The organism is Pseudomonas sp. GW821-FHT07F05 (assembly GCF_059418765.1).
In genome coordinates, this window is the sequence record NZ_JBWKQL010000007.1 from 179,473 (window position 1) to 204,395 (window position 24,923).

Below are 24,923 nucleotides of genomic sequence, written 5' to 3' on the forward strand. Positions count from 1 at the left end.
ACACCATCGGGGTCGCGACGCAGCCCGGTTATGGGCACACTGTGCAGCATTCGCCTGAACACACAGCGCCTAACCTCTATCCGGACGTCACATGACACCCAACGCAGAACTCTATAACCCTTCTACCGACTACGCTGACAAGCTGATTTCGCGGATTGGCCAAACACCTTCGTGGATCGCCAAGCGCATCGGTGTCACCGACAAGCGCATCCGCTACATCCTGGACGGCGAAAGAACCGTCAAGGGCGAAACCACGCCCATTCAGATGACCTACACTGAGCAGTTCGCCCTTGAGTGCCTTGTCCAGGAGGCCATCGCGCTCAAGAGGTAAGCATCTTGGGCTGCCGCGAGGCTACAAACCTTTCAGCAGCCCGTCGGCGCGCAGCAGATCAACGATCACGTGCTCATCCACCGCATACACACCCCGCGAAGCCTTCCAGACCAGATTCTTTTCCTGCAACGCGATGAGCGCTTGTTGCACGCCCGGCACCTCAACCTTGATGTCGCTTTCCGGGATGCCCGCCTGCTTCATCGCTGTGGCGTACAACGCCATGGTGGGCGCCTCGAACGGGGCGAAGTTATCGCCCATGCTGCCCATGACGCGAATCACGGCCGACTGAATCGGGGTGAGGCTGTGGATCACCTTCTTGAGGTTCGCATTCAACTCATCAGCCTGTGCGCGAACAAGCTCGGCAAACCGCTCACGTACGTTTTCAGGGTCGATGAAAAAATCGAAGCGAATGGCATCAGCCGCTGCGCCGAGCAATTCGGGCCGATAGCCGCTTTCTTTGAACAGCTGGAACACTTCTGCCGGATCGAGCGGGGATGGCAGATCGATGTTGGCGCACAGCCAGTCGATGTAGTTCTGATCGAGCGTAGGGAACGGCACCATTGATGCCCCAAAGAACGCCTGGTCCTTGCTGTTGCGCAGCATGGCCAGCTTGTCCCGGTTCGAGCCGGTGCAAACGATGCGCAGGCCGTGGTGCCGGGAGCTGTTGAGTTCGTCCCTCGCCGCCTTGAGCGCGAACAGCGCCGCCACACCCGCCTCGGTGGTAATCGCGTGCTGCGCTTCATCGATCATCAGAACGATGAGCTTCTGCGATTCGTCGGAGAGCGCCACCAGCGCCGTGGTGAGGTCGATGTCCTTGCCGAGGCCGATTTTATCCAGACTGAAATTCAAGCCGCCTACAGCGACCTTGTCTATCCCGGAAGCCTTGGCCAGCCGTGTGATGAAGCCATCGTTTCGGCCAACCGCTTCGCGTATGGCTTCCACGATGACAAGGCCGGGGTCTTTGGTCAGGTCTTGCCAGAGGTCGGCATACAGCACAATCGCCCCCGCTTTTTCCAGCGCAGGGCGCAGGTCTTCACGGGCGAAGGTGGATTTGCCGGTGCGCCGTGGCGCTGCCAGGAAGACGCCTGAACTGGCCGAGCTGCCCACAGATACCTGAATGATCAGCTTCGAAAGCCGGGCGGCCAACTCGGGGCGGTGGTAGAAGATTTCGGGCATCTGTAGACCTCAAGCACAGCTCTATAGGCAATTATAGAGCGACTATAGACCAATTATAGAAAGGGTGAAACTTTACGTTTATAGCGGATTATAGAATCACTATAGAGCGACTATAGACTGATTATAGATGATGTCATTTTAGCGATGCAGCGGCACCCACAGGCCCGCAACCCTCCAGGCCTCGCCGGGCCAAGACGATAGGACAACCTCCGGGATGGTGCGAGCTAGTCGATCAGCCCCTGCGCGTCATAAAACGGATACGGCCCCGGGTAATCACCGAACATGCCGTTGTGGGTGACCAGGCCCTGTTCCGCATCCCAGCGATGCAGCAGGTAGCCTGCCGGTTCGAGGTTGAAATGCGCCGGGGCATCTTCGCGCAGGTCGAGCACGATCTGGTGCGAGGTGCCCGGGCAGGTGCAGCTGATGCTGCCGGCAAAGCGCCGCTGCATCGGCCTATGCAAATGCCCGCACAAAACACGTTCGACTTGCGGGTGACGGGCGATCACTTGCTCCAGCGCCGCGCCGTTGATGAACGCCTCGCGGTCCATGTGGCCGATCCCGGTGATAAACGGCGGGTGGTGCATGATCAGCAAGGTCGGCACCTCCGGGCGCCGGCCAAGCACTTCATCGAGCCAGGCCATCTGGCTGTCCAGCACTTGCCCGCCGTGGGCGCCAGGAATGGTCGAATCCAGTCCGATCAGGCGCACCGGGTGCTCTTCGACGACCCAATCCAGGGGTGACTTGGGACAAAGCGGCAGGTAAACGTGATCGGCGAATTCAGCCAGCAGGTGCTCGCGAACGTCATGATTACCGGGCACCAGGTAGTACGGCATGACCAAGCGCGCCAGCTCGGGATGCAGGACGGCGTATTCATCCGGCCGACCGAAATCCACCAGATCGCCGCTGATCACCACGATGTCCGGGCGCGGCGTGCTGGCGTTCAGATGGTCGACCGCGCGACGCAACGCGCCGAGGGTGTCGACCACGCCATAGGTCAGCTTGTTGCCGGCTTTGAGGTGCAGATCGCTGATCTGCGCGATGAGAAACGGGACGCTCACATTCAACTCACTTACACAATGATTACGGATGCAGGGCGAACAACGCCTGCGGCTCGACGGCCAAGGCGATCAGATCACCCGAGGCATGAATGACGTTGTCGGCGCTGTCGACCAGCAAGGGTTGCGCCGCGCCGACTTCAATCAGCAAACGGCTCTGGGCGCCTTGAAAGAACTGACAGAGCAAACGCCCGTGCAGGTGCCCTTCGCGCTTCACCACCCGCAGGTGCTCGGGCCGGCAATAGACGGTGGACGGCTCACCCGCCCCACTCCACGGCAGTTCGCCGCCGCTGACTTTCAGGCCGTTGACGGAGCGGCCTGCCACCGAGAAGGCGTTGAGATTGCCGACGAAACCGGCCACGAACGGGTTGGCCGGCTGCTGATAGATTTCCCGCGGGGTGCCAAGCTGGGCGATGCGCCCTTGCTGCATGACCAGGATCCGGTCGCCCAGAGCCATGGCTTCGCCCTGATCGTGGGTGACGAACACCGAGGTAATGCCCAGTCCGCGCAGCAGCTGATCGAGTTCGCTGCGCAGGCGTTCACGCAGCTGCGCGTCCAGTGCGGCAAGGGGTTCGTCGAGCAGCAGGACTTTCGGCCGTGGCGCCAGAGCGCGGGCCAGTGCCACCCGCTGCCGCTGCCCGCCCGACAACTCGTGAATACCGCGCTTGGCGTGTTCCTGCAGGCCAACCAGTTCCAGCAGTTCGGCGCAGCGCTTGTTGCGCTCGGCGACGGCAATGCCGCGCACTTTCAGGCCATACACGATGTTGCCTTCCACCGAGAGGTTGGGAAACAGCGCGTAGTTCTGAAAAACCATGCCGACGTCGCGGCGCTCGATGGGCAGACGGGTGACGTCCTGATCGCCGAAGAACACCTGGCCGACGTCCGGCCGTTCCAGCCCGGCGATCATCCGCAGCGTGGTGGTTTTACCGCAACCGGACGGGCCGAGGATCGCCAGGGTCTCCCCCGCCTCGATGGTCAGGTTGAGGTCGTGAACGGCGACAGTGCCGTCGGCGAAAGCCTTGCGGCAGCCGATCAGCCGCAGCGTGGTTCCAGTCATCTTTGCTCTCCACGGGAAAGGCGCGCGCTGATGGCCTGCAACGCAACCAGCAGCGGCACGATCATCAACAGAAATATCAGGGTGTAGGCACTAGCGACCTCCAGCCGCGCCGAGGCGTAACTGTCCGCCAGACCGACCGGCAGGGTTTTCGTCATGGGCGTGTGCAGCATCCACGTCAGGTTGAATTCGCCCAGGGACAGCGTGACCACCATCAGCACGCCGGCGAGAATCCCCGCCCGGCAGTTGGGGACCACGACGCTGAAGAACCGTCGCAACGGCCCGGCGCCAAGACTGGCGGCGGCCTCCTCCAGCGTCGGCAGGTGTTGACGCTGCATCACTGCCATCACCGGCCGCACCAGAAACGGCAGGGTGAACAGCACATGGCCGACGAGGATGAACAGCCAACTGCTGCGAAAGCTGCCGAACTGGCCATAAGTCAGCAGCAGGGCCAGGGCGCTGGCGAGGCCGGGCATGGCCACGGGCAAGACCATTAATTCTTCGAAGGCGCGACTGAAGCGGTTGTTCATTCGCACCAGCGCGTACGCCGCCGGTACGCCAATCACGCAGACGCACACCGCGCAGGCCAGGGCCAGTTGCAGGGACAGCCAGACGGTCGGCGAATAGGCCTGCCAGACTTGAGCAATCCAGTCGAAGGTCAGTCCGCTGGACACGCCCTGAAAATAATTGCGGGTGAGCCCGGCCACCAACGACATCAGCACCGGCACCAGCATGAACGCGCAGACCAGGAGCGTGAACAGCAGTTGCGCGATGAACAGCGAAGAACGCTTCACAGGACGGTCCTCGATTGCTTGACCATGCGCCGCGCGAGCAGCAACACCGCCCAGGTCAGCGCGCCCAATACCACCGACAGCGCCGCCGCGACGGTAAAGTTGGCGTAGTTGGTGAACACGTTGTAGATCGCCACGGGGGTGACATTCAGTTGAGTCCCCAAGGTGAAGGCTGTGCCGAACGCGCCCATGGAGGTGGCAAAACAGATCGCCCCGCAGGACACCAGCGCTGGCGCCAGCCCGGGAATGATCACGTCATACACCACCCGCCAGTGCCCGGCGCCGAGGGAATGGGCGGCTTCTTCCAGGCTGCGGTCGAGGCTTTCGCAGGCGGCCATGATCGTAAGAATCACCCGCGGAATCGAAAAATACAGATAGCCGAGGAACAGGCCCGCCAGGGAATAGGCGAACACCCAGCGCTCACCGGCCAGTTTCAGGCCGAGCATGGCAAACAGACCCTGCCGCCCTGCCAGCAAAATCACCAGAAAACCCACCACCACGCCAGGAAACGCCAAGGGAAAGGTCAGCAGCGCCACCAGAGTGGCGCGTCCGAAAAAGCGCTGTCGGGCGAGGAACACGCCGGTGATGCCGCCGACCAGCAGCGCCGCCAGCGTCACCACGACGGCGAGCACACAGGTTTGCGCCAGGCTGCCCAGATACTGCGGGCTGCTGAGCACTTGCCAATATCCGCTGCCGGCGCCATCCCGCTGCTGTCCGCCGAGCACGATCAGGTGCGCCAATGGCAATAGCCAGAACGCCGCCAATACCGCCGCCGCGGGTGCCAGGGCCCACGCGGCTGTTGGGCGCAGACGCCATTTCAACAACCTACGCGCGGCCACGTTCTGCGCCTTCAACACCGTGCTGCTCACTTACTTGACCTCGCTCAGGTAACGCGCGGCGAAGGCTTCCTGCACGTCTGCCATGTGCTGGTAATCCACCACACCGGCGCGGGCGTAATCGCTGTCCGGCAAAAACTGCGCGGCGACGTCCGCCGGCATCTTCATCGTGCGAACCGGACGCAGATACGCCTTGGCCCACAGCGCCTGGCCCTGCTCGGAGAGCACGAAATCCAGCACCTTCTCGGCGTTGGCTTGATGGGGCGCGTTGGCGACCAGGCTCATCACGTAAGGAACGCTGATGCTGCCCTCCTTCGGGATGACGAAAGCGACGTTGGCCTTGTCCTTGTAGCGGGCGCGGTAGGCGTTGAAATCGTAGTCCACGAGGATCGGCAATTCGCCGGACAGTACCCGCGCATAGGCCGTCTGCTTGGGCACGATCGGGGAGTTCTTCGCCAGTTTCTGGAAGTAGTCGATGGCCGGCGCGAAGTTGTCCAGGGTGCCTCCCATGGCCTGGTTGATCGCCACGGCAGAGACGTAGCCAACGAACGCGCTGGACGGATCGAGGTAACCGACCATGCCTTTGTATTCCGGCTTGAGCAGATCAGCCCAGCTTTGCGGGACTGGCAAGCCACCCAGTGCATCGACGTTGACCATGATGCCGAGGGTGCCGGAGTGGATCGCGAACCAGTGCCCTTCCGGGTCCTTCAGGCCTGCGGGAATTTGCTCCCAGCCTTTGGGTTTGTAGGTGCCGACCACGCCAGCCTTCTGCGCCTGCAAGCCGAAGGTCACGCCGTAATACACCACGTCCGCCACCGGGGCGGCTTTTTCGGCCACCAGTTGCGCCAGGGACTGGCCGGAGTTCTTGTTGTCCAGCGGCACTTGCACGCCGGTGCTGTCGGCGATGGCGTTGAGCTGAGTGCCCCAGTCCGCCCATTCCGGCGGGCAGTTGTAGCAAATCGCGGTTTCGGCGGCCTGGGTCAGGCTGGCCACGCCACACAGCAGCAGGGCCGCCAGGGTTTTACGGAAGCGGATCATGGAGCGTCTCCTCGTAGGGCTGAGTACTTTCGCCCGGCCGGATGTGGCACGGCAGGCAGTGGGAAGTCGGGGCGGCGCCGGCGATTTGTGCCAGCAGTTGATCGATGACGGTGGTGGCCAAGGCGGCAATCGGCTGAACCACGCTGCAGAGGGTCGGGTGCATCTGGGTGCCTATGTCGATGCCGTCGAAACCGATGATCGACAGCTGCTGGGGCACCGCCCAACCGTGGCGGCGCAGTTCGGCGATCAGGCTGATCGCCAGCAAATCGTTGGAGCAGACCAGCGCGGTGGGCGCGTGAGGGCCTCGTAGCAACGGCGCGAGCGCGGTGAAATCGGCCTGGGTGTGGCTGGGCATTTCGATGATGGGCATGGCGTTCAAGCGGTGTTCAACCATGGCGTCGCAGTAGCCCGCGTAACGCTGCCGCGCCCGGTCGGACTGCAGCGTCGGCCCCGCGACCATGCCGATGCGTCGATGACCGGCGTCCAGCAGATAGCGCGTGGCAAGGGCCATACCGGCACGGTTGTCCACCGAGACCGCGCTGTATTCGGTGCTGCCGGGCTGGTGAAAAGCGAGGACAAAGGGCGTGTCTTCGGTGCTGAGGCTTTGCAGCACGCGATTGCTGTGGGCATCGGTCACAGTGAGGACAAGTCCATCGACCCGTTGGCGCAGCAGTTCTTCAACCACCGCACTTTCCCGCTCGGCGCTGTAATCGGTGGTCGCCAGCAACAGGTTGTAGCCCCGCAACCGCGCGGCGCGCTCCATGGCTTGAAACTGTTCGGCGAACACCGGGTTGAGCAGGCTCGGCACGACCACACCGATGAGCTGGGTGGTCTGCAGGCGCAACTGGCGGCCCAGCAGGTTGGGGCGAAACCCCAGTTCCCGCGCGGCGGCGAACACCTGGTCACGGGTCGTCGGACGCACCACTTCGGGAGAGGCGAAACAGCGGGCGGCGGTCGCTCTGGAAACCCCGGCCACCCGTGCGACTTCTTTCAGGTCACTCATGTTCACTCGCTTGAGATCGATCTCATTGGCGAGGACATTACGGCGTCAATGTGGCAATTCAGGGGCGAGGATGTGACAGATTGGAGTCATTGGGTGAGGCAGGCCTGACTGCCAGGCGGAAGTCGGACTGGCTCAACCCACTGTAGGACCGGCTTTAGCCGGGAATGCGTCAGGTGTCACACCGCACATCTTAGGGTGTGCGGGCTGCCCTCTTCCCGGCTGAAGCCGGTCCTACACTGAGATCGCGTGCAGCCTCAGAGACCGCATGCGTTGAAGGTGATCAGGCGTCGGACAAAACCACATGGTCCATCGCTGCCTGCACGCCCACGGCCTTGATCTCGGTCGCGTTCGCTGCCGGGCTAAAAGCGAAATCCTCGGCCTTCAGGCTATGGCTGTAATCCCCCGCCAGGGTGACCTGGAATTTCTGACCTGTGCTGTCCGCCTCGTTGCTGCGCACGTAGGTGCGGTCGCTGCTGGCGTTGTAACTGACCTGCAAGGTGCCGTCGCGGCCGTCGCCCAATCCGGTGAAGCCCAGCGCTGAAACATCCAGCGTGTCGTGGCCAGTGGTGAAGTCGGTGATGAGATCCGCCGCGCCGACGTAGCTGTCGCTGATGTGATCGAAGCGGAAGGTGTCCTCACCCGATCCGCCGGTGAGCCGATCGCTGCCAGCACCGCCAACCAGCAAATCATCGCCGACGCTGCCCGCCAGCACGTCGTTGCCCGCCAGGCCAAACAGGGTGTCATTACCCCAGTCGCCATACAGCGTGTCGGCGCCTGCCGTGCCGGTGGCGTTCACCGAGGTCAGTGGCTGAGACGAATCGGTGCGCGTGTCATCGGGGTTGGCGAACAGTACATTGCTCGCGGTCAGGTCATAGAGGTGGTTGCCGTTAAGCAGGATTTCGAAGCGGTTGCCGTCGGCGTCCGGCTCCAGCGACTTCAGCGCCGTCTGGTCGCCGGCCAGGTTCAACACGACTTTGAGCGTGCCGTCATAGCCATTGCCCAGGCCCTTGAAATCCAGGGCAGTAAGGTCGAGGCGATCATGGCCGTTGCTGTTGAAATCGGTGATCAGGTCGCGTTGCGCGTAGCTGCCGCTGGCATCGTTGCGCAGGCTGTTGCTGACGCTGGTGTACACGAAGGTGTCTGCGCCAGCCCCACCCGTCAGCGTGTCGCCGCCGCTGCCGCCGAGCAACCGATCTGCGCCGCCGTCACCGGACAACGTGTCTCGCCCTGCGCCGCCGATCAGCACGTCATCGGCAGCGGTGCCAAACAGCTTGTCGTCATTGGCCGTGCCGGTAATCGACGAAAAGAAGTTCGTCGCGCTCAGCGTGCTCAGGTGGTTGCCGTCGAGTGCCAGCTGAAAGCGGTTGCCGGCGGCATCGGCGTCCAGGCTCGACAGGTAGGTAATGTCGGTGCCAGCGTTGTAGGACGCCTTCAACGTGCCGTTGTGGCCATTGCCCAGCCCTGACAATCCCAGCAGGGTCAGGTCGAGACGGTCGCTGGCGTCGTTGAAGTCGGTAATGCGATCGGTGAAGGACGTGGTGGCCGTGCGATAGCTGTCGCTGACCGAAGTGAAGCGAAACACGTCGCTGCCGGTGCCGCCGCTGAGGCGGTCCGCCCCTGCACCGCCATGGATGACGTCGTCACCGGCGCCGCCGTCGATGCGATCGCGCCCTGCTCCGCCACTGATGAATTCGTCCGAACGGCTGCCGATCAGGGTGTCGGCGCCCGCACTGCCGCGCACAATCAGCACATCGCTGTTGTTGTAGACCTGGGTGTTGTTGCCCGCCGCGCTGATGTCGCCCGAATGAGTGCCGTTGATGACGTTGCCGAAGATCACGCTGCCTTCGACGCTCGCCACGTCCGACGGCACCTCGGCCACGCCCCAGGTCGATCCGGCGCTGCCGGTGATCAGGTTGTCGTAGACGAAATTCTGCGTGCCGTTCTCGCTGCCCAGGTTGCGGATCGCCACTTCCGGCACGTCGTTGCTCTGCGCGTTGGCGTGGATGACGTTGTCGGACACTTCGATGTGGGTCGTGCCCTGCAGATTGACGCCTGACCCGCCGTTGTCATGGATGTCGAGGCGATACACGCCGCCGTATTCGATGCCGCGCATGTGCACGCCATCACCGCCGTTGCCATAGACGTCGCCGCCGATGACGCTGAAAAAGCCGGTGTCGACGCCGCTTTCTTCATGGACGTGAATGCCGTCGCCGGCGTTGCCGGAAGCTTGGTTGTCGGTCAGCGACATCGCCACGCTGCCAAGCCCCACATTGATGCCATTGCCGCCGTTGTCCAGCGCGCGGTTGTCCTGGAAGGTCAGCGCCGGCAGCGACCCGCCCAGCACGAAACCGTCAGAGGCATTGTCTGTGGCCGTGCTGTTGCGCACCGTCAGATGCACCGACGCGCCGGTCAGGTCAAAACCGCTGCCGCTGAAGTTCGTCGCGGTGACGCCGTCGATCAACAGATTGGTACTGCTCGCCCCCGACTGAGACCAGCCACTGACGTGCCCGCTGCCGCTGACCTGATTGCCATCCAGCGAGAGATTGCTGACGGTCGCGTCTCGCACGCTGCTGCCTGCTACCACGCCCAACAGAGCGGTGGTATTCGATCCGGCGCCCTCGGCCAGCTTGAGCACGCTGTCACCTGCGCCCTCCCCGGTGAGGGTGACGTTGCTTTTCAGCGCCAAGGCGTTGCCCGAACCGTCGCTGTCCGACACAAGCCAGGTGCCGCCAGGAATGTAAACCTTGCCCCCACCCGCAGCGCTTGCGGCATCAATTGCCTTCTGGATGGCGACGGTATCGTCAGTGACGGAGTCGCCCTTGGCGCCGTAATTGCGGATATCGAAAGTGGGGGTGATGCTCATGCGCTGCTCCTGCCTGGAATACTGACGACCTGTGAACCGGTTGTCGCAACCGGCTCGGGGAACAGGTTGGACCGGCAGAGTTCCGGATTGTTAGTGCCGGTTCGAAGGCTTTCGTCGGATGGGCTGTATGGGTTTGCGTGGCACTTTTCGGTGCGCCATCCAGTCGCGGGAGTGAAACGCCGGGTGACGAGACATCCCTGAATTCATTACATTCATTCCAGCTATCCACCCAAGGCCTACCGATGAACAGCTATCTGGCGCAGGCACACAATAATCGATGGTCGAACCGGCGCCTGCTCTCGGCATGCCTGGGGTTGAGCAATGAAGAATACCTGGCGCCGCGAACAGGTTTTTTTTCCTCAATTGAGCTGACGCTGCGGCACATACTGGATGTCGATCAATTCTACCTGGCCGCGCTGACGTTTGATCTCGAAGGTCAACGAAAGGAGCTGCCCGAGCATCTCTCGCTGCAGGAAATCGTCCGGCTCCAAACCGAGGCAGACGGCCGACTTGTTACCTATTGCGAAGGTCTGGATGAGCACGCGCTTGGTCGACGAGCGGGTGTAGTACGGGCGACGGGCATTATTCCGGAACGGGTGGATTGCCTGTTGCTACATCTGTTCCAGCACCAGATTCACCACCGTGGACAGGTTCACGCCATGCTGTCCGGTACCCGCATACCACCGCCTCAACTGGATGAATTTTATCTTGATGGAAATTTACCATTGAGGGCATCGGATGAGCTTCTTCCCGGCTAAAGCCGGTCCCACTAAAAAGCACCGCGTGCATCCAGTGGGATTGGCTACGTACCCGAATGTAGGACCGGCTTTAGCCGGGAAGGCGTCAGACGTCACGTCATCATCGCTGGCTGAGGAATGGGGTCTCAGCCAATGGCGTTATTTATGCGCCTTACCCTTGGACACCATCTGTTTGATCGTGCCCGTCGGAATATCAACCAACAGGTACTGGCCCTTGATCTCCACCCACTGTTGATTTTTGTCCGGCGCGCTCAGGTGACGTGCTTTCCAGTCTTTAAGCGCCAGGCTGGGACGTTGGTATTGATCAGGGACGTTGTCGCCTTCCTTCATTTCCTTAACCCCTGCGCCAGGGCGATCCATCGTCACGCTTGGCTGTTCGGCAGCGTAGGAGAAGCTGCTGACTGCGCATACTGCGGTGAACAGCAGATGAGGGAGGAATTTCTTTCCGAGCATGATCAGATCCTTTGGCAAACGAGTGCCGCTGATTGAATAAGGGGTGACGGTGCATCCGTCATGCTCTGACCGGGACTGATTCCCAGGAGTTCGATCTGATCGCGTGCCATACGCTCGCATCGACTTTCGCAGTGGTTGCCAGTGGGGCAACAGCAGATACCAGAAGCCGAAGATCAACAAAGTCCGAGAGCCAGTCTCGAGACACTTGTTCTCTGTCCACTGTATATGGCATCAATGTCGCTGCACTGCTTGCATGGAAAAAACCGCATGGAAAGCCCCACGCTCCAGACTCCCCGGCTGACACTCGCCCCGCTGCGGCTAACCGACGCGCCCGTGATTCAACAGCTGTTTCCCCAGTGGGACGTGGTCCGGTATCTGGACAGCCATGTGCCATGGCCCTATCCCGACGACGGCGCGCTGACCTACCTCCGCGACGTCGCGCTTCCTGCCATGGCAGACGGGCGCGAATGGCACTGGACGATACGCCTGACGTCCGAGCCGGCGCGGATGATCGGCTGCATCAGCCTGCACGATCAGCCCGAGAACCACCGGGGTTTCTGGCTGGCGCCGCAATGGCGAGGTCAGGGGTATATGCGCGAGGCGTGCGAAGTGATCAATGCCTTCTGGTTCGAAACCCTGCAGCGCCCGGTGATGCAGGTGCCCAAAGCGGCGGGCAACGAGGCATCGAGGAAGATCTCCGAACGCGAGGGCATGCGCATGATCGAGCGCCGGGACGGCCACTTTGTCTCCGGTCCCATGGTTCAAGAGCTCTGGGAGTTGACGCGCGATGAATGGTTGACCAGGCAGCCGCCGACTTCGAAATGATGCAGCAGGCACTGGTTTCCCGGGGCAGTTAGCTGATTGCCTGTTGACCTGCTCCGCCTCAATCCCTAGGGTAGCCGGCCTTCTTTACCCCTCAGGAACCCCATGTCCAGCCGCAGCAAACTCCCGTCCACCGTCTACCTTCTGGGCCTGACGATCTTCTCGCTGGTGACGGCCGAATTCATGGTCGCCGGCATGATGCCCGCGCTGGCCGACGCGTTCTCGGTCAGCCTCGCCCAAGTCGGCAACCTGATCGCCTTTTACGCTTTAGGCATGGCCATCGGCGGCCCCCTTGTGACCGTGTTGCTGCTGTCCAAAGGCGTCAGCAACAAACGCTCTTTGATCGCGCTGCTCGTCTGCTATGTGCTGGCCGGCGCAGTCGCAGCGGCCGCCCAAAGTTATCTGGTGCTCGCCGCTGCACGCGTGGTCATGGGCATTTCCAGTGCCGTCTGCATCGGTTTGTGCATGACGGTGTGCGCAGGCCTCGTCACCCCGGAACGACGCGGTCGAGCGGTTTCGGTGGTCCTCGCCGGGCTGATGCTGTCCCCTGTCGTCGGCGTGCCGCTGACCACGTGGGTCGAGCAACACTTCGGCTGGCGTGCGAGCGCCTGGCTTGTAGTAGTGCTGGCGATGCTCTGCACGGTGCTCGCGAGCAAGCGCCTGCCGGCAGGCGCCAATGGCAGCGAACCGCCGCTGCGCCAACAAGTCGCGGACATGAAGAATCCGCCCCTCTGGGCGGCGTACCTCACCAGCGGCTTGATCATCGGCGCCACCTTTGCCGCGTTCAGCTACTGCACGCCCATCTTGATTCAAGAAGTCGGCGTGGCACCGAAATTCGTCGCCCCGCTGCTGGCGCTGTATGGCGTCGCCAACGTGCTGGGCAACTGGGTGGTGGGCCGGCTGGCGGATCGCTACATGATGGCGATCGTCGGCTGGGGTCTTGCGATCATGGTGCTGGCATTGTCGGGCTTCGCCCTGGCCGGGGATCATCTGTGGCTGAACCTGATGTGCTTCCTCGCCCTCGGGCTGACCGGCGTGGCGCTGAACCCCGCGATGGTCGCGCGCGTCATGAAAGCCGCCGAGCCCGGCGCGCTGGTGAACATCATGCACACCTCGGTCATCACCGCCGGGCTGGCATTCGGCAGTTGGGCGGGCGGCGTGACGATCGATGCAGGCCTGGGTCTGCGTTCGCCGCTGTGGGTCGGTGCGGCCATGGCGCTGGCAGGATTGCTGAGCCTGGTGCGGCCGATTGCGATGCGTCGCAGCCAGGCGTTGTGCGACTGAAGGCGTTGTAACTGACGTCCGGGTATTGCCCGGAGACTGATGCCTGAGACCGCCCAGGGTCAGTCTTCGCCAATCATCTGCCCGGCAAGGTCCGCGAATGCGCGAAGCCGGTCCATTTGCCGCATGTCGTGGTGATAGCCCATCCAGATATCCCGCCCGGGCGGGGCCTGGCCGGCGTCCAGCAGCCTGAGCCCGGCGGCCTGATCTCCAAGGACGCGCGGCAATACGCAGACGCCAAGCCCGAGGGCGCACATGCGCGCCTGCACCGTGCGGCTGCTGCTGGTAAAGACGACCCGGGCTTGCGGGTACAGCGCTCGCAGCCAGATGACGTCCGGGTAATGGGATTGCGCGGTGTCCATGGTGATTAACCGGACGCCTTCACCGCCAGCATCCGGAGAGAATGGCTGCTGTGCGCCCACGTACAAACCGTAGTTCAGGGTGGTCAAGCGACGCTGGACGATGTCCGGCTCGGTGAACGGGACGATCCGAAACGCAATGTCGGCCTCTCTGCGGGTCAGGTCGGACAGCCGTTGTCCGGCGATCAGTTCGGGCGCGATCAGGGGATGGCGCCGGAGCAGTTCGGCCAGCACAGGCCCGAGCACATAGCCGGCAAACCAGTCCGCCGACGAGATGCGCAGCAGGCCTTCGAATTGCTCGCTTTCGCCGGCGATGCGCCGCTCGATCGTCAGCGCGCTGTGCTCCATCTCCTGCGCTAGCTCGAAGATGCGCTCACCGCTGTCGGTTAATACCAGGCCGGTCGCCGTGCGGCGAAAGAACACTTCACCACTGCTCTGCTCCAGCACATGCAGGCGACGCCCCACGGTGGGATGGCTTACGCCCAACAACTTTGCGGCGGCCCCCAGTGAACCGCTGCGGGCGACGGCGAGAAAGACGCGCAGGTCATTCCAGTCCATGGCGTACCTCGTACAAAAGTGAACGCCGAAGATGCAGCAATGGCAGTCCCCAAGCAACTGCACGGCTCGCACAATGGCGCTTCTCAGCAAAACACTCAGGGCACGTCCACAGCGTGGAGGCCCAACCCACGCGCTACCGAGAGGAACATCATGAACATTGAAATGCTCGCTGCACGGCTTGAAGCCCTGGAAAGCCGCGCGGCGATCGAGTCGCTCATTTCCGGCTACGCCAACGCCTTTGACCTGATGGACATCGACTTGCTGCGCAGCCTCTGGCACCCCGACGCCACGCTGGATCTGCCGGATTTTGGCGCTGGGCGAAGCCTTGAAGAGATCGTCGCCATGGCTCACACCAGCTGGATCAAGTTGCCGCACATGCATCACTGGATGTCCAACCCCATGATTCAAATCCAGGGGGCAATGGCCTCGGCAACCGTCGCGGCGGACTGCCTGTTTCATGATCGGGAAAAAGGCCCGGTCCAGGTCAGCGGCCTTTACCACGACCGCTTCGAGCGTCGCGATGGACAGTGGCGATTCACGTCTCGCCGCTTCGAGTTGCACTTCCTGACCCCGCTGCTCAACTGGACGCCGATTGCAGGTTCCGAAGCCTTCGAGCGCGTCTGAGACCTCTTCGCCTCAACAGCGCATCGCAAGCTTGCCAAGGCGATGCGCTCCTCTATTGATCGCCCCCTTTTTCATCCGATCGCAACGCCAAGGTTGCGTAGGGAGGTCCACCTATGTCCGTCAATAATACCCTGCCACATGATCCGCGCCGCTGGGCGATGTTTGTGATCCTGCTGGTCGGCGCGTTTCTGCCACCGCTGGATTTTTTTATCGTCAACGTGGCATTGCCATCGATCAAGCAGGATTTGAGCGCCAGCGTCTCCGCTGAGCAACTGGTCATTTCCGCCTACGCCGGGCTGTACGCCGTGACACTGATTACCGGTGGGCGGCTCGGCGACCTCTATGGCCGCGGCCGTGTGTTTTTCATCGGCCTGACCGGGTTCGCAGGGGCGTCATTGCTGTGCGGGTTTGCCTGGTCGCCGTGGTCGCTGGTCGGCGGACGCGCATTGCAGGGCATAACCGCGGCAGTGATGGCGCCGCAGGCACTGGCATCGGTGCAGGCCATCTTCCCGGATTCGGAAAAGCCCCTCGCGCTCAGTCTGTACGGTGCTGTGTTCGGGCTGGCGTCGGTCATCGGGCAGGCATTGGGCGGGATTCTGATTTCGCTGAACCTGTTCGGACTGGGCTGGCGGGTCATTTTCCTCGTTAACCTGCCGGTTGCGGGGCTGATTTTGCTGTTCGGCCTACCTGTGCTGAAGGAAATCCGTGCGCGAAATCCGAACACACTCGATCTGGGGGGCGTGGCCCTTTCGATCCTGACCCTGGCCGCGCTGATCGTGCCGCTGATCAAGGGGCGAGAAGCAGGATGGCCGCTGTGGGCCTGGTGTTCACTGACGGCAGTGCCGTTGCTGGCGTGGGTGTTCTGGCGCTATGAAGCGCGGCTGAGTGCTGCCGGCGGCTCGCCACTGCTGGATCCCCACGCGCTGAACGTCCCGGGGCTGGGTCGCGCGCTGGTCATTGCCCTGCTGTTTTACACGATCGCGCCGTTTTTCCTGTTGTTCTCGATCTATCTGCAAGGGGCACTGGAGACCTCTGCGCTGAGCGCGGGGCTGGTGTTTCTGCCCTTCGGCGCCGGATTTCTGCTCGGGCCGCTCATGGCGCCCCTCTGCAAACGGTCGCTCGGTGTGTACGTCAATGCGACGGGCATGGGCCTGGAGTCGGCCGGCTTTATCGGCATGGTCTGGCTGCTCAGTGCGACGCCGGCCGGCGTGTACCCGGCGCCGGCACTGCTTGCCGCCCTGCTCTTCATGATCGGTTTCGGGCAGGGGCTCGGGCTTCCCACCCTCATGCGCATGGTGACGGGCCGCGTGGCGCCTGTGTATTCGGGCATGATCGCCGGCGTCGCCAGCTCAACGCTGCAAATCAGCACAGCGCTGAGCGTTGCAGTGATTGGCGGGGTGTTCTACACCCTCCTCGATGGACGCACTGACCCGCCAGCCATCACTCACGCCTTCATCATCGCGCTATCGTGCATCGCGCTCTGCCTGGGCGCGGGGACGCTGCTGAGTATCACGCTGGTACGCGAGCCGGCGTTGCCCGATGGAAAAGCCGCCACCCGGTCAGCGGGTTAAGCGGCGTGCACCTGATGAGCCGCAACCATCTGCCCGCCAACCCTTCCACCCTGCACAAACCCATGGGCCCGCGCACGGAACGCAATCACCATGCTGATCAGCAGCACCAGCAACATCACCCACGCAAAGGCGCCCGTCCCCCAGTGATCGAGCAGCACACCGCCCAGATGCCCTGCGACCCAGATGCCGACCAGCGCGGCAATGCCGAACACCAGCAGCACCAGATCGACATGGCGACCCAGCCCGGCGAGGGAAACGAAGGGCGCGACGTAGGTGTAGAGAATGTTGTGGGCGAGCATCCAGGTCAGCACCACGCCAAGGACAGGACGCACGCCCGGCGTGAACAAAACCTGACGCAGCGGCATGCGCCGGGAAGATGATTGACCCGGGTAGTCCGGCACTCACGCCGCAATTACTCATGTGATGGGCGTATGGGACGGGCTGCGCATCGACATGCCGATGGAAGCGGGTGACCCGCCTGAAGCCTGACCGTGGGCTACCCTCGGGAGTCCTCGCCGCTGAGGCTTAACCAAAACGCTCATGCGCCGCATCAATGAATCGGCGCAGCTTGGCCGTTCGCTGTCGGCTGCCGGTGTAGAGCATATGCATGGCCCGGCTCGGCGCCTCATAGTCAGGCAACACTCGCACCAGCGCGCCGCTGCGCACCGCGGACTCGAGGAAATCCCAAGGGCCGAGCACAATGCCGAAACCGTCCAGCGCCGCAGAGAGCAGCGCACGGACCTCATTGACCCTCAATCGACTGGCCACCTGAACCCGTTCCACCGTTGACCCTTTGCAGAAAACCCATTCGCGTTCCGTCGGCCGCGACCACCAGGCGTACCCCAGGCACTCATGCTGGCTCAGGTCCTGGGGACATTGCGGCACGCCGCGTTCGGCCAGGTAGCCAGGTGCTGCGCAAGCGACCAGTTGATAAGGGGCCAGCGGCCGGGCGGTCAGGCTGGAGACGTCCAGCGGGCCGATCCTGAACGCGATATCGACCCCCTCCTCCATCAGATCAACCAAGCGATCGGTCAATTGCAGATCGATTTCAATCTCGGGATGCTGCCGGAGAAATTCCGTCACGAAGGGCATGAGGCGAGAGGAGCCGAAGGTGGTGGGGGCGCTGATTTTCAGCTTGCCGCGCGGGGTGTCGTTCATCATCTCCCCAAGGGAATCCGCCGCCTTCGCTTCACTCAGGATGTGTTTGCAACGTTCCAGATACGCCTGGCCCAGATCGGTCAGGCTCTGGCGCCGCGTGGTGCGGTTCAGCAGTCGTGCGCCGAGTCGATGCTCGATCGCAGCGACATGCTTGGCGACCATTTGCGGCGACAACCCCAGGCGTTCGGCCGCCTTGGCGTAGGAGCCGCATTCCGCCGCCGTGACGAAGGCTTCCATGCTGCTGAGACGATCCATGATTCAACACTCCGGGTGGGGAGACTAAGTGCCTGATGATTATTTATCTGCGGCTGGTTCGCAATCATCATGACCGCTTCCAGCCCACCAGAGGAGTCATCACATGCGCATCGGCATCATCGGGGCAGGCTTTATCGGCCAGGCAGTGGCGCAACGGGTCATCGCCGCAGGTCATGAAGTCATGCTCAGCAATTCACGTGGCCCACAGACCCTGAACGGCCTGCTCGTCCAGATACCCGGCGTCCGGATCGGCACGATTGAGGACGCTGCTGCCTTTGGCGATGTGGTCCTGGTCGCCATTCCCTTCAAGCACTACCCCACCCTTTCAGCTAAATGGCTTGCCGGTAAAACGGTGCTGGATGCCAATAACTACTACCCCGAACGGGACGGCTTTTTCCCGGCGCTCGACAGGTGTGAGACCACCACCAGCCGGCTGCTTGCCGAGCATCTGCCTGGCGCCACAGTGGTGAAGGTGTTCAATGCGATCCTGGCGGATGACCTCATCCGGGATGCTCGGCCAGGTACGGCGCACGACCGACGCGCACTGCCGGTGGCCGCCGATGACCCTGCGGCGAAAGCGCTGGCCATACAACTGCTGGACGAGGTGGGATTTGACGCGGTAGACGCCGGTAACCTCGACGAAAGCTGGCGATTCGAACGGGCCAAACCCGCTTACTGCATTCCATTAAACCGGGAGGCGCTGAAAGTCGCGCTGGCCAAGGCTGAAAGGCACATTGAATTGCCCCATGGCTCGTGGCGCCACTGAGTGGCGTCATCCCGCAAGGGACCTCCAGCCAGCGCCACCTTCCGGTAACATGCGTGCCTGCACATGCCGTTTGTATTGCCTCGGGAAGGAACTTGATGATCGATCTCTCAGTATTGCTGCTTTTCGCTGGCGCCTGCCTGGCGCTTACGCTGACACCGGGCCCGGACATGCTGTTGATTGCATCGCGAAGCATGAGTCAGGGCAGAGCATCCGGTTTCGTTTCGCTGGCGGGCATTCAGGTGGGCACCTATTGTCACGCGCTGGCTGCCGCACTCGGATTGTCGCAATTGTTGATCAATGTCCCCGCTGCCTACGACGCGGTGCGGTTCGCGGGGGCTGCCTATCTGGTTTTTCTCGCCTGGAAAGCGTTCAGCGCCCCATCGCCGCTGCGTGCAGATACGGATCTCGCAGCCACGCCCCTTCTGAGTATCTTTCGGCAGGGAGTCGTGACCAATCTGCTCAACCCAAAAATGGCACTGTTCGTGTTGGCGTTGTTCCCGCAGTTCGTTGATCCGGCGAAAGCTTCGCTGGTCGCGCAGATGCTGATATTCGCCACGGTTTTGAACGTCATCGGATTGCTGGTGAACGGCGCAGTGATACTCCTCGCCAGTAAAATCGGGCACACGCTGGCGACCAATGCCCGCATTGCCAAGCGCCTTAATCAAGTACTGGGTGCGGTCTTTCTGGGATTGGCCTGTCGGCTGGCACTGGTTTCGGGAAGATAAGGTGGCGGTTGCCAGCGTAGAAAGTCTCACCTCCCAGTCCGCTGAATAAGGAGCCTCACCATGGCTGCCATCACTGACTATTCGGACACGCTTCATCGCCAGGCCGTGATCGAACTCTGGGACACCGTGTTCGGCTACGAAACCGCCCATAACACGCCCGGCCTCGCCATCGACAAAAAGCTGGCTGTATCGGACGGCCTCTTTTTTGTTGCCCTGACGAACACCGAGGTGGTGGGGACCGTCCTGGCCGGGTACGACGGTCATCGTGGATGGCTGTATGCGGTGGCGGTGCACCCGTCTCATCGCAGAAATGGCGTAGGCATGCAGCTGGTTCGTCATGCAGAGCACGCCCTGACAGTGCGGGGGTGCATGAAAATCAACCTGCAGATCGTCAGCACCAATGCAAGCGTCCAGGCGTTCTATGAGTCTACGGGGTACTCAACCGAACCGCGCATCAGCATGGGCAAGAAAATCGAATCGAACATCACCCATTGACGCGCTCGACGCAGCGACCTCCTTGCCCTGCCCCCGCTGTCTGCGCCCCTGATCAGGGGCGTATTACTTCGTTGCTTTATTGAGCCGGATGCGCCTTCAGCCAATTCTTCATCTGCGTAATTTCCGCCGCCTGCGCCGCCACAATCTTGCGCGCCAGCTCCAGCATCTCCGGATCCTTGCCGTATTTAAGCTCGTTCTTCGCCATCTCCACCGCGCCTTCGTGGTGCGGCAGCATGCCGGCGGCAAACGCCACATCGGGGTCGTCGCTCATCATGCCGTGGTGCATGTCGTCTTTCATGGCGCCCATCGATTGCTGGTAGGCCTCATGCATCTGTTTGACGTCCTCCGTCTGGTCGGCCCTGACGGCGGTTACGGAAAGCAGAGCAATGACGCTGACAACGGCGGCAATCTTTTTCATGACGAAGCATCCTGGATGAGGGTAGAGACGAAGCCGTCACGCTAGACCTTTCCATTGCGGCAAGGTCAAGCGCATTCTCGATTGCCGTTTAAAACACATCGTTCAATGCCCGAATGCATCCTTGAGCCCAAAACCCGGGTGTTCGTGGATTTTTTCTGGTCGAGCATTTTCGCACCACGATGGGCAGCCGATTTCGAGGGGATTGAGCCAGAGCCTGAGACCAATGGCCACGCTGGCGCGGATCTATAGGCAGCGGTTATGCGAAGGATTGTTTATCGGTCTTGGACGCTATCGGCGGATGGGAAGATGATTGCTCCACGCCTCACCACCCACATCAGCATCATCAACCGGCAAGTCCAACCATCGCCAGGAGAAAACCATGACGCAGTCCCACGCCTACAACGACACCAGCCTCGCACTCACCGCCGAAATCCTCGACGCCAAACAGCGCAAGAACCTGTCCTTCCAGGACCTGACCGACGGCACCGGCCTGGGCCTGGCCTATGTCACCGCCGCGCTGCTGGGCCAGCACCCGCTGCCGGCCGATGCGGCGAAAGTGATTGGCGAGAAGCTTGAGCTGAACGACGACGCCGTTGCCCGCCTGCAGATCATCCCGTTGCGCGGCAGCCTTGGCGGCGTGCCTACCGACCCGACCATCTACCGCTTTTACGAGATGATCCAGATCTATGGCACCACCCTCAAAGCGCTGGTCCACGAACAATTCGGCGACGGCATCATCAGCGCGATCAACTTCAAACTGGACATGAAGAAAGTTGAGGACCCCGAAGGCGGCCATCGCGCGGTGATTACCCTGGACGGCAAGTTCCTCCCACTGCGCCCGTTCTAAGTTGCACCCGCGCTGAGAGGTGGACCCGCCGCAACGGCGGGCCCGCTTCAAACTACTCAAGGGCAGCGGTTGCACTCAGTGATCACAACTTAGGTTCAATGACGGAGAGAGGAATACATCATGAAGGCACTCATCGACGGTCTTTTGAAGTTTCAGAAAGAAGTGTTCCCACAGCGCACTGATCTGTTCAAGCACCTGGCGACGACCCAGCATCCCGGCACGCTGTTCATCACCTGTTCGGACAGCCGCGTGGTGCCGGAGCTGCTGACTCAGCAGGAACCCGGCGAGCTGTTCGTGATCCGCAACGCCGGAAATATCGTGCCGTCGTACAGTCCGCACCCGGGCGGCGTGTCGGCCACCGTTGAATACGCCGTCGCCGTGTTGGGCGTGACTGACATCGTGATTTGCGGCCATTCCGATTGCGGTGCGATGACGGCGGTCGCCAAGTGCACTTGCATGAATCACCTGCCCGCCGTGGCCGGCTGGCTGGAGCATGCGGCCTCGGCGAAGGTCATCAACGAGTCGCGGGTTCACATCAGCGAAGCGGCAAAGGTGGGTTCGATGGTGCGCGAAAACGTCATCGCGCAACTGGCCAATCTGCAAACCCACCCCAGCGTGCGCCTGGCTCAGGACAGAGGTCTGTTGAATCTGCACGGCTGGGTCTACGACATCGAGACTGGCTCGATCGACGCCCTGGACGCCGATAACCGCAGCTTCAAGTCGTTGCTGGATCACCCTTCGACCTGCGCCGTGCACGCTCGCCAGGCAAATGCCGCCGCATGAGGCGAGGCGGGACGTACACTCACCCGGTCTGTCCTTGCCCCTGGTGATCAATCCCATGCTGTTACGACACCTGCGTTACCTGTTGGCGGTCGCCGACCACGGAGGTTTCACCCGTGCAGCGGAGGTGCTGCATGTCTCGCAGCCGACGCTTTCGCAGCAGATCCGCCAGCTCGAAGAGAGCCTCGGGGTGAGCCTCTTCGACCGCACCTCTCGCACGGTCAAACCCACCGACGCAGGCCTGGCGTATATCGAATGCGCGCGGCGGGTGCTGGTGGAGCTGGCGGCGGGCAAGCGCGCGTTGCACGACGTCAAGGATCTGTCCCGGGGCAGCCTGCGCCTGGCCATGACCCCGACGTTCATGGCGTATCTGGTCGGCCCGCTGGTGCGTGACTACGCCGCGCGGTTCCCGAACATCCATCTGGACATTTTCGAGCTGTCCATGGGCGACATCGAACGGGGGCTGGCCGATGATTCGCTGGACATCGCCATCGCGTTCGATCAGGTGCGCAACCCCGACATCGAGTGCATCCCGGCATTTGTCGAAACCCTGGGGTTGATGGTGGGCCGGGATCACCCCTTGTACGACTCACCGAGCCCGCTGACCGCCGCTCAGGTGGCGGACCTGGATTTCGCGCTGCTGACGTCGGACTTCGCGACCCGGACCTGCATCGACAGCTATTTCGCCCGCGCGGGCATCACGCCCAGGGTGGTGATCGAAGTCAACTCGGTAGCCACCCTGCTTGAGGTGATCCGCCACACGCCGGTGGCGACCCTTCTCCCCGAGCCGATTGCCACGCGAGACCGCGGACTGCACACCCTCCCGCTGACCGACACGGCGCCCCAACGCGGCGCATCGCTCCTGCGCCGCAAGAACAACTACCACAGCGCAGCGTCGGTGGCGTTCATGGCGCTGGTGCTGGGGCGGATGGCTGATTAGCGCCAGACGCCCCTTGCCGGCCAAAACCGGTCCTGGCGGCTATACGCGGTGCTTTTCGTAGGACCGGCTTTAGCCGGGAAGAGGCCAGTGTGCATGTCATCCGTCTGTAGCGTGACGCCCAACGCGTTCCCGGCTAAAGCCGGTCCTACGAGGGTACGCGGGGGCGTGGCGCGGCGGTCGAAATCCCCAGAAAACCCCATTGCCAGGAGGCCATCGAAGCGCGCCGGGGCAGGCAGGAGCAATGGATGGAGAAGGAAATTCGCGGAGGCCACTGCTCCCGCGACGCCCGTGAAAGCTGTGTCCGAAAAGGTGGGATCAATGACATTGTGACCATCATCCAAGAGCCGCATCCTGTCTCACATCGGCACCGGCCAACCCCGGGGTGCCCCACCCGTAGTCGCTGCGTTGATCGATGAACGCGGGCCTCGACAGGCCCCGGCCATGCTCGGCTGCACCTTTAACCGTGAGGATTTCTGATGAGCATTTCTGACCAGCCCCTGGCCACGCCCTACACCGAACACTGGATTGCCCGCGAGGGCGGTCGGCTGTATGCGCGGCACTACCCAGGCACCGGGCCGGCTTTTGTGTTGATGCACGGCTTTCCCGACAACCTGCACATCTACGACGGTCTGGTGCCTCACCTGACCCTCGCTGGCCGTAGCGTGGTGACCTTTGATTTTCTGGGCTTTGGTGCTTCGGACAAACACGACGGCGCGGTTTACAGCTTCAGGCAGCAATTGGGCGATTTGCAGGCGGTGGTCGAGGGCCTCCAGCTGGGCAAAATCGTCCCGGTTGCCCACGATGCCGCAGGCCCTGCCGCGATCAATTTCGCGTTGGAGCATCCCGAGAACGTTCATGGCTTGTGCCTGCTGAACACGCTGTACGGCGCCACCCCCGCCGCGCGCCTGCCGGAACTGATCGAGCTGTTTGCCCAGCCCGGCCTCGCCGCGCTGGCTGCCGAGATCATCCAGAGCCCCGAGCAGATGGGCTTTTTGCTGAACTTTCAGTTCGGAAGATTCCAGGCCAGCCTCAGCGAACGTCACCAGGCCCACAGCGCCGCCGTGCTCGGGCCGATTGTGATCAACAGCTTCATGCAGCCACCGAGTTCGGCCCGCGCTTTTGTGCAGCTGGCAGCCGATCTGTTTGCCGAAATCGGGCGCAACACGGCGCGCCTGGCCGACCTGAAAAAACTCGATGTCCCCGTGAGCATCCTCTGGGGCAATGACGACCCCTATCTCACCACTGGTATGGCCGACGACTTCAAACGTCATCTGCCCCGTGCATCCGTTAGCTTCGTCGACGCCGGCCACTGGCTGATGATTGATGAGCCCGCGCTCGTTGCGCAAAAAATGCTGGCGTCTGCCTGAACCCATTGCTGATCAAGGACTTCCCCATGACCGTTATTGATGACCTCACCCAACGCAATGCCCTGTTCGCCAGCACCGGTTTCGACGCGCAGTTGCAGATCATGCCGTCGATGAAGACCGTGATTATCGGCTGCGTCGACCCCCGCGTGGACCCCGCCGATGTGCTGGGCCTCAAGCCAGGCGAGGCTGCGGTGATCCGCAACGTGGGCGGCCGCATCAACCCGGCGATGTTGCAGAACATGGCGATCGTGCGCACCGTTGCGGCCGCCGAAGGCAAGGAAATCGGCCCCGGCTGGAACCTGATCGTCCTGCACCACACCGACTGCGGCATCACGCCGTGCCTGACCCACGCACCGGCGTTGCTGGCGAAGAACCTCGGCGTCGAGATAGCGGACCTCGACGCACTCGCCATCGCCGATCCCTACGCAGCAGTCGCCATCGACGTCGCCGCGCTCAAGGCCAACACGCAGCTGCCCGGCGGTTTTCTGGTGACCGGGATGGTCTACGACGTCGACACCGGCAAGGTCGACGTGGTCGTGCCTCCTGCGCTGTTGCGCTCTACAACGTGAACCTCTTCGCCCACCGCACCGAGCACATCT

At 62.3% G+C, this 24,923-nt stretch carries 26 protein-coding genes and 1 pseudogene; 14 read left to right on the forward strand and 13 right to left on the reverse strand.

Annotated features, from left to right (window positions below):
• The first annotated feature begins 91 nt into the window (after positions 1-91).
• Positions 92-331 (forward strand): hypothetical protein, encoded by a 240-nt coding sequence (locus AC07RO_RS16465; RefSeq protein WP_346625741.1) that lies wholly within the window; start codon positions 92-94, stop codon positions 329-331.
• Between the two features lie 21 nt (positions 332-352).
• Here AC07RO_RS16465 and AC07RO_RS16470 read toward each other — a convergent pair whose 3' ends face one another.
• The 8 genes from AC07RO_RS16470 to AC07RO_RS16505 form a co-directional block, all read right to left on the reverse strand.
• Complete coding sequence (locus AC07RO_RS16470; RefSeq protein WP_346629006.1) at positions 353-1,507, reverse strand: ATP-binding protein; 1,155 nt, start codon at positions 1,505-1,507, stop codon at positions 353-355.
• 224 nt (positions 1,508-1,731) lie between these two features.
• Positions 1,732-2,565 carry a phosphodiesterase gene (locus tag AC07RO_RS16475; RefSeq protein WP_495086573.1) on the reverse strand — a complete coding sequence of 278 codons (834 nt, stop codon included), beginning with the start codon at positions 2,563-2,565 and terminating at the stop codon, positions 1,732-1,734.
• A 22-nt stretch (positions 2,566-2,587) separates the two neighbouring features.
• Positions 2,588-3,619 (reverse strand): ABC transporter ATP-binding protein, encoded by a 1,032-nt coding sequence (locus tag AC07RO_RS16480; RefSeq protein WP_495086574.1) that lies wholly within the window; start codon positions 3,617-3,619, stop codon positions 2,588-2,590.
• Positions 3,616-4,410, reverse strand: a complete 795-nt coding sequence (locus tag AC07RO_RS16485; protein ID WP_495086575.1) for an ABC transporter permease — start codon at positions 4,408-4,410, stop codon at positions 3,616-3,618. The genes AC07RO_RS16480 and AC07RO_RS16485 overlap by 4 nt, the downstream gene beginning before the upstream one ends.
• Positions 4,407-5,228, reverse strand: coding sequence for an ABC transporter permease (locus AC07RO_RS16490; RefSeq protein ID WP_495086620.1), 822 nt, complete (start codon positions 5,226-5,228; stop codon positions 4,407-4,409). Before AC07RO_RS16490 ends, AC07RO_RS16485 begins: the two co-directional genes overlap by 4 nt.
• A gap of 48 nt (positions 5,229-5,276) precedes the next feature.
• The gene (locus tag AC07RO_RS16495) at positions 5,277-6,281 is read right to left on the reverse strand and encodes an ABC transporter substrate-binding protein (RefSeq protein ID WP_495086576.1); all 1,005 of its coding nucleotides are present in this window, start codon (positions 6,279-6,281) and stop codon (positions 5,277-5,279) included.
• The gene (locus tag AC07RO_RS16500; RefSeq protein ID WP_495086577.1) at positions 6,265-7,284 is read right to left on the reverse strand and encodes a LacI family DNA-binding transcriptional regulator; all 1,020 of its coding nucleotides are present in this window, start codon (positions 7,282-7,284) and stop codon (positions 6,265-6,267) included. Before AC07RO_RS16500 ends, AC07RO_RS16495 begins: the two co-directional genes overlap by 17 nt.
• A 280-nt stretch (positions 7,285-7,564) precedes the next feature.
• A complete protein-coding gene (locus AC07RO_RS16505) occupies positions 7,565-10,147 on the reverse strand; it encodes a M10 family metallopeptidase C-terminal domain-containing protein (RefSeq protein ID WP_495086578.1) in 2,583 nt (860 codons plus the stop codon).
• 242 nt (positions 10,148-10,389) lie between these two features.
• Between AC07RO_RS16505 and AC07RO_RS16510 the strand changes: the two genes are divergently transcribed.
• Positions 10,390-10,905, forward strand: a complete 516-nt coding sequence (locus AC07RO_RS16510; RefSeq protein WP_495086579.1) for a DinB family protein — start codon at positions 10,390-10,392, stop codon at positions 10,903-10,905.
• Positions 10,906-11,043: 138 nt separating this feature from the next.
• Here AC07RO_RS16510 and AC07RO_RS16515 read toward each other — a convergent pair whose 3' ends face one another.
• On the reverse strand, positions 11,044-11,358 hold the full coding sequence (locus AC07RO_RS16515; RefSeq protein WP_495086580.1) for an RcnB family protein: 315 nt from the start codon (positions 11,356-11,358) through the stop codon (positions 11,044-11,046).
• 267 nt (positions 11,359-11,625) lie between these two features.
• Here AC07RO_RS16515 and AC07RO_RS16520 point away from each other — a divergent pair, with 267 nt between their 5' ends.
• Entirely contained in the window at positions 11,626-12,183 is a 558-nt protein-coding gene (locus tag AC07RO_RS16520) for a GNAT family N-acetyltransferase (protein ID WP_495086581.1), read from the forward strand.
• Positions 12,184-12,285: 102 nt separating this feature from the next.
• Positions 12,286-13,464, forward strand: coding sequence for an MFS transporter (locus tag AC07RO_RS16525; RefSeq protein ID WP_495009442.1), 1,179 nt, complete (start codon positions 12,286-12,288; stop codon positions 13,462-13,464).
• 59 nt (positions 13,465-13,523) lie between these two features.
• Here the strand turns inward: AC07RO_RS16525 and AC07RO_RS16530 are convergent, their stop codons facing one another.
• Positions 13,524-14,378 (reverse strand): LysR family transcriptional regulator, encoded by an 855-nt coding sequence (locus AC07RO_RS16530; protein ID WP_495086582.1) that lies wholly within the window; start codon positions 14,376-14,378, stop codon positions 13,524-13,526.
• 150 nt (positions 14,379-14,528) lie between these two features.
• On the opposite strand from AC07RO_RS16530, the gene AC07RO_RS16535 reads away from it, so the two are divergent.
• Entirely contained in the window at positions 14,529-15,002 is a 474-nt protein-coding gene (locus tag AC07RO_RS16535) for a nuclear transport factor 2 family protein (RefSeq protein ID WP_495086583.1), read from the forward strand.
• Positions 15,003-15,115: 113 nt separating this feature from the next.
• Positions 15,116-16,573 (forward strand): MFS transporter, encoded by a 1,458-nt coding sequence (locus tag AC07RO_RS16540; protein ID WP_495086584.1) that lies wholly within the window; start codon positions 15,116-15,118, stop codon positions 16,571-16,573.
• On the opposite strand, the pseudogene AC07RO_RS16545 reads toward AC07RO_RS16540, so the two are convergent.
• A pseudogene (locus AC07RO_RS16545) lies at positions 16,570-16,974 on the reverse strand (MFS transporter); the annotation flags it as partial. The gene AC07RO_RS16540 and the pseudogene AC07RO_RS16545 overlap by 4 nt on opposite strands.
• Before the next feature lie 124 nt (positions 16,975-17,098).
• Positions 17,099-17,986, reverse strand: a complete 888-nt coding sequence (locus AC07RO_RS16550) for a LysR family transcriptional regulator (protein WP_495086585.1) — start codon at positions 17,984-17,986, stop codon at positions 17,099-17,101.
• A 103-nt stretch (positions 17,987-18,089) separates the two neighbouring features.
• Between AC07RO_RS16550 and AC07RO_RS16555 the strand changes: the two genes are divergently transcribed.
• The 3 genes from AC07RO_RS16555 (at position 18,090) to AC07RO_RS16565 (ending at position 19,972) form a co-directional block, all read left to right on the forward strand.
• Positions 18,090-18,752 carry an NADPH-dependent F420 reductase gene (locus AC07RO_RS16555; protein WP_495086586.1) on the forward strand — a complete coding sequence of 221 codons (663 nt, stop codon included), beginning with the start codon at positions 18,090-18,092 and terminating at the stop codon, positions 18,750-18,752.
• Between the two features lie 95 nt (positions 18,753-18,847).
• A complete protein-coding gene (locus tag AC07RO_RS16560; RefSeq protein WP_346629190.1) occupies positions 18,848-19,477 on the forward strand; it encodes a LysE family translocator in 630 nt (209 codons plus the stop codon).
• Between the two features lie 60 nt (positions 19,478-19,537).
• On the forward strand, positions 19,538-19,972 hold the full coding sequence (locus tag AC07RO_RS16565) for a GNAT family acetyltransferase (RefSeq protein ID WP_495086587.1): 435 nt from the start codon (positions 19,538-19,540) through the stop codon (positions 19,970-19,972).
• Positions 19,973-20,048: 76 nt separating this feature from the next.
• Here the strand turns inward: AC07RO_RS16565 and copM are convergent, their stop codons facing one another.
• The gene (gene copM / locus AC07RO_RS16570) at positions 20,049-20,390 is read right to left on the reverse strand and encodes a CopM family metallochaperone (protein ID WP_495086588.1); all 342 of its coding nucleotides are present in this window, start codon (positions 20,388-20,390) and stop codon (positions 20,049-20,051) included.
• A gap of 379 nt (positions 20,391-20,769) precedes the next feature.
• Between copM and cynS the strand changes: the two genes are divergently transcribed.
• The 5 genes from cynS to AC07RO_RS16595 all read left to right on the forward strand — a co-directional run bounded on the left by cynS (position 20,770) and on the right by AC07RO_RS16595 (position 24,893).
• Positions 20,770-21,237 carry a cyanase gene (gene cynS, locus AC07RO_RS16575; protein ID WP_192172533.1) on the forward strand — a complete coding sequence of 156 codons (468 nt, stop codon included), beginning with the start codon at positions 20,770-20,772 and terminating at the stop codon, positions 21,235-21,237.
• Positions 21,238-21,357: 120 nt separating this feature from the next.
• Positions 21,358-22,020 carry a carbonic anhydrase gene (locus AC07RO_RS16580; RefSeq protein WP_346625726.1) on the forward strand — a complete coding sequence of 221 codons (663 nt, stop codon included), beginning with the start codon at positions 21,358-21,360 and terminating at the stop codon, positions 22,018-22,020.
• A gap of 55 nt (positions 22,021-22,075) precedes the next feature.
• Positions 22,076-22,957, forward strand: a complete 882-nt coding sequence (cynR, locus tag AC07RO_RS16585; protein WP_495086589.1) for a transcriptional regulator CynR — start codon at positions 22,076-22,078, stop codon at positions 22,955-22,957.
• 476 nt (positions 22,958-23,433) lie between these two features.
• Entirely contained in the window at positions 23,434-24,324 is an 891-nt protein-coding gene (locus AC07RO_RS16590) for an alpha/beta fold hydrolase (RefSeq protein ID WP_346625724.1), read from the forward strand.
• 26 nt (positions 24,325-24,350) lie between these two features.
• Positions 24,351-24,893 carry a carbonic anhydrase gene (locus AC07RO_RS16595; protein ID WP_346625723.1) on the forward strand — a complete coding sequence of 181 codons (543 nt, stop codon included), beginning with the start codon at positions 24,351-24,353 and terminating at the stop codon, positions 24,891-24,893.
• Positions 24,894-24,923 lie beyond the last annotated feature (30 nt).